This window comes from Steroidobacter sp. (assembly GCF_016790065.1).
GTDB lineage: Bacteria > Pseudomonadota > Gammaproteobacteria > Steroidobacterales > Steroidobacteraceae > Steroidobacter.
In genome coordinates this window covers 1-3,417 of sequence record NZ_JAEUPY010000644.1, presented here as the reverse complement: position 1 = coordinate 3,417, position 3,417 = coordinate 1, and the positions used below count along the sequence as shown (strand labels likewise).

The following is a 3,417-nucleotide window of genomic DNA, read 5'->3' as shown; positions in this document are numbered from 1 at the left end:
ATGCAGTTCCAGCATGCCGCGCCCGAGCAGATCACCGCTCCGTCGTTGCCTCCCGGCGAGGCACCCACGCAGTTCGCGGCGGGTGAAGAGCCGGTCGCTCAGTTCGTTCGCGAGACCAAGAAAGTCGGCCGCAACGAGCCTTGCCCGTGCGGCTCAGGCAAGAAATTCAAACATTGCCACGGGGCGTTGGCAGGCCAGGGCTAAGACTCTCGCCGGTTCGAGGCAGCGGCACATCTCAGGCACCCGAGATGTGCCGATGCTCGAGCATCAGTTGGCGGGTTTGACGTCGGCCAGCGGGTCGGCGTGGCGATGCATGAGCTTCCACTGGCCTTTTTCGCGACGAAACACTTCGGTCACACGCAGCTTCATCGGCGTCGGCGCCACGTGACCTTCCAGGTTCAGACTGGCGTGTTGAAAGCCGGTCCAGTAGCCGAGGTCGCCATCCGAGCCGCTATGTAGCAATTCCAGCTCGGTGCTACCACCTTTCTGAAACTGCCGGGCCGCTTTCTCGTTACCGGCGACTACTTGCGCGTTGCCATGCTCCAAGCCGCCGCCCGGGCCGAAAAAGGTCGCCGGATCGGTGCTCGCCGAGATCTCCCGTAACGGCTTGGGATCGCCGTTGACGAAGGCCGTGGCCACGCGACGACGATGTTGCAAGAACTCTTCGAAGGACTGTTCGGCCATCGTGCTCTCCAGGTTCGGTCAAACATCACTAAAGCACAGCCTCGCGGCTCGGGTTCCGCGGGCGAATGGGATAGCATGGGACCTGACAGCGGGCCGTCCCGCTATAGTGGACGTTCGCAGTCGGCTGTAAGTGACCCAACCATGATTCATGTCGTCGCCGGTGCGCTGTTCGATGAACAGGGCCGGGTTTTGATTGCACAACGGCCGCCGGGCAAGCACATGGCGGGCGGCTGGGAATTCCCCGGCGGCAAGGTGGAGCCCAACGAGCTGCCCATCGACGGCTTGAAGCGCGAGCTGCGCGAAGAGTTGGGCGTTGAAACCCACGAAGCGACCCAGCTCATCGCTTACGAGCACGCATACAGCCATCGCACAGTGCTGCTCGATCTATGGCTGGTCCTGCGCTACAGCGGCGAGCCGAGCTCGTTGGAAGGACAGCCGCTGCAATGGGTGGCCATCGACGAGTTGGAAGCGACCGGGCTTCTCGAAGCCGACCTGCCGATGATCCCGGCGCTGCGCGCGGCGCGAGCGCGTTAGCTTCTGGGCGAAGTCCCAGTAGCAGCGGCGCCGAGCTCGCGCTCGAAGAACCTCAACACCATTTCGTAGTAGTGCTGCCCCTGGCCGGGCATGCGCACCAGGCCGTGCTTGCCGCCAGGGTAGGTCATCACATCGAACGGCTTGTTCAACGCCTGCAGCGTCTGCATCAGCTTGGTGCTGTGAGTGAACAGCACGTTGTCGTCGGCCAGGCCATGGACCAGCAATAGCGAGCCGTGCAACGAGTCGGCATACGGAATCACCGCGCTGGCCCGATAACCGTCGGCATTGGTCTGTGGCGTGCCGAGATAACGTTCGGTGTAGTGGGTGTCGTAGAGCGCCCAGTCCGTCACCGGCGCACCCGCGACGCCGGCGCGAAAAGCCTTGGTCGTGGTCAATGCCATGAGCGACATGTAACCGCCATAGCTCCAGCCCATGATGCCGATGCGATCGCTCGCGACGAACGGCAGCGACTTCAAATAATCGACGCCACGCAACTGATCCTCGATCTCCGCTTTGCCGGTGCGTCCAGAGATGACGCTCTCGAAGGCGTTGCCGCGAAAGCCCGAGCCACGATTGTCGAGAGTGAGCACGACGAAGCCGTTCTGCGCCAGCACTTGCCGGAACAAACCTTGTGTCGCCCGCGCGCCGCCCATCCAATCTTTGCGCACGTATTGGAAATGCGGCCCACCGTAAACATCGATGACCGCCGGATACTGCTTGCCGGGCTGCAGATTCGCAGGCTTGAGCAAACGATAGTAAAGCTGCTGCCCATCGCTCGCCTGCACCGAGCCGAATTCCTCGGCGACCTGATTGGCAACATACGGATGATAGGGATGCGTGGCGTCCAGCGGATTCCGCAGCAGCCAGTGCTGTAACGAGCCATCGAGCTTGCGCAGGCTGGCCGACGGCGGCTGCTCCGGCGACGAATACACATCGAGATAGCCGCGCCCGCCCGGCAACAACTTCACATCGTGCCAGCCGGCTTCGCGCGACACGCGAGTGACCTTGCCGGGTTCCTTGGCATCCAACGGTGCCCAGTACAAATGCCGTTCCAGCGGCGAGTCCTTGCTGCCCAGGAAATAGACGCGGCCGTTGGATTCGTCGATGCCGACGAGCCCGTTCTCCGAGCCATCGCCGACCACCATCCAATCGCCGGCTGTCAGCGGGCGCAGCAGGGTGCCGTTCGAATCGTATAGATATAGATGTTTGTAGCCGCTACGACGCGAGGCCCAGACAAACTGTTGCTTGGCGTCCAGGAACTTGAAGTCGTCGTTCAGCTCCACCCAGTGCGGGCTGGTTTCGGTGAGCAGCACGCGCGCCGCGCCATTCGCGACCTCGATTTTCACCAGCTCCAGTTTTTTCTGATCGCGAGTCTGGCGCTGGATGCCGAGCGATTTCGAGTCGGGAAACCATTTGACGCGGGCCAGGTAGCCATCGCCCAACGCGAGGTCGAGATCGGTAACCTTGCCAGTCGCGAGCGCCACGACCTTCAACTCAACTTTGGTGTTGGCGGTGCCGGCGGCGGGATAGCGCTGACGAAACATGCGTGCGCCGTCCGCATTGATTTCGAAACGCTCAACTTCCTGCACCGGCGCATCGTCGATGCGAGTGAACGCGATGTGCGAATCGTCGGGCGACCACCAGTAGCCGGTGTCTCGCCCCATTTCTTCCTGCGCCGCGAATTCGGCGACACCGTTTTGCACGAGGCCGGCGCCGTCGGTGGTGATGGCGCGTTCCTGGCGCGTGCGCAAATCGATCACGAACAAATTCTGATCGCGAATGAAACTGACATGGCGGCCGGCTGGCGAAATCTTGGCATCGGTTTCGTACGAGGCGCTGTGAGTGAGGCGCGTCACCGGCTCGGACTTGGCTTCCAGATCGTACAAGTACAGGTCACCGCCCAGCGGCAGTAGCAGGCGTTTGCCGTCGCTGGAGAATTCATATTCGACGATGCCGCGCAATGAAGCGGTGCGTTGGCGTTCGCGACGCGCTTCTTCTTCGGCGGAAAGTTTCTCGTCATCGCCGACCAGCTTGCGCGAATCGACCAGCAGGCGCGCCGTGCCGCTGCGCGTGTCGAAGGCCCACAGATCCAGCTGATCCTTGTTATCGGCCTTGCATTGTAGATATGTAACGTAGCGGCAGTCGGGCGAAAACTTGGCTTCTAGCAGCCTGGGGCCAGCGAGATCGGGATCCGCGAAC

4 protein-coding genes are annotated in these 3,417 nt (G+C 62.1%); 2 read left to right on the top strand and 2 right to left on the bottom strand.

Annotated features, from left to right (window positions below; all coding sequences use genetic code 11):
* The coding region (locus tag JNL55_RS26640; protein ID WP_293861662.1) for an SEC-C metal-binding domain-containing protein at positions 1-204 on the top strand (204 nt) is incomplete at its 5' end.
* Between the two features lie 63 nt (positions 205-267).
* Here JNL55_RS26640 and JNL55_RS26635 read toward each other — a convergent pair.
* Positions 268-684 (bottom strand): YybH family protein, encoded by a 417-nt coding sequence (locus JNL55_RS26635; protein WP_293861659.1) that lies wholly within the window; start codon positions 682-684, stop codon positions 268-270.
* Between the two features lie 141 nt (positions 685-825).
* Between JNL55_RS26635 and mutT the strand changes: the two genes are divergently transcribed.
* Complete coding sequence (gene mutT, locus JNL55_RS26630) at positions 826-1,218, top strand: 8-oxo-dGTP diphosphatase MutT (protein WP_293861656.1); 393 nt, start codon at positions 826-828, stop codon at positions 1,216-1,218.
* Here mutT and JNL55_RS26625 read toward each other — a convergent pair.
* A partial coding sequence (locus JNL55_RS26625; RefSeq protein WP_293861653.1) for a S9 family peptidase occupies positions 1,215-3,417 on the bottom strand: 2,203 nt, incomplete at its 5' end. The two genes, mutT and JNL55_RS26625, sit on opposite strands and share 4 nt — an antisense overlap.

Excerpts from the sequence above, each read along its gene's own strand:
- JNL55_RS26635 (WP_293861659.1), bottom strand. The coding sequence starts at position 684 with ATGGCCGAACAGTCCTTCGAAGAGTTCTTGCAACATCGTCGTCGCGTG.
- mutT (WP_293861656.1), top strand. The coding sequence starts at position 826 with ATGATTCATGTCGTCGCCGGTGCGCTGTTCGATGAACAGGGCCGGGTT.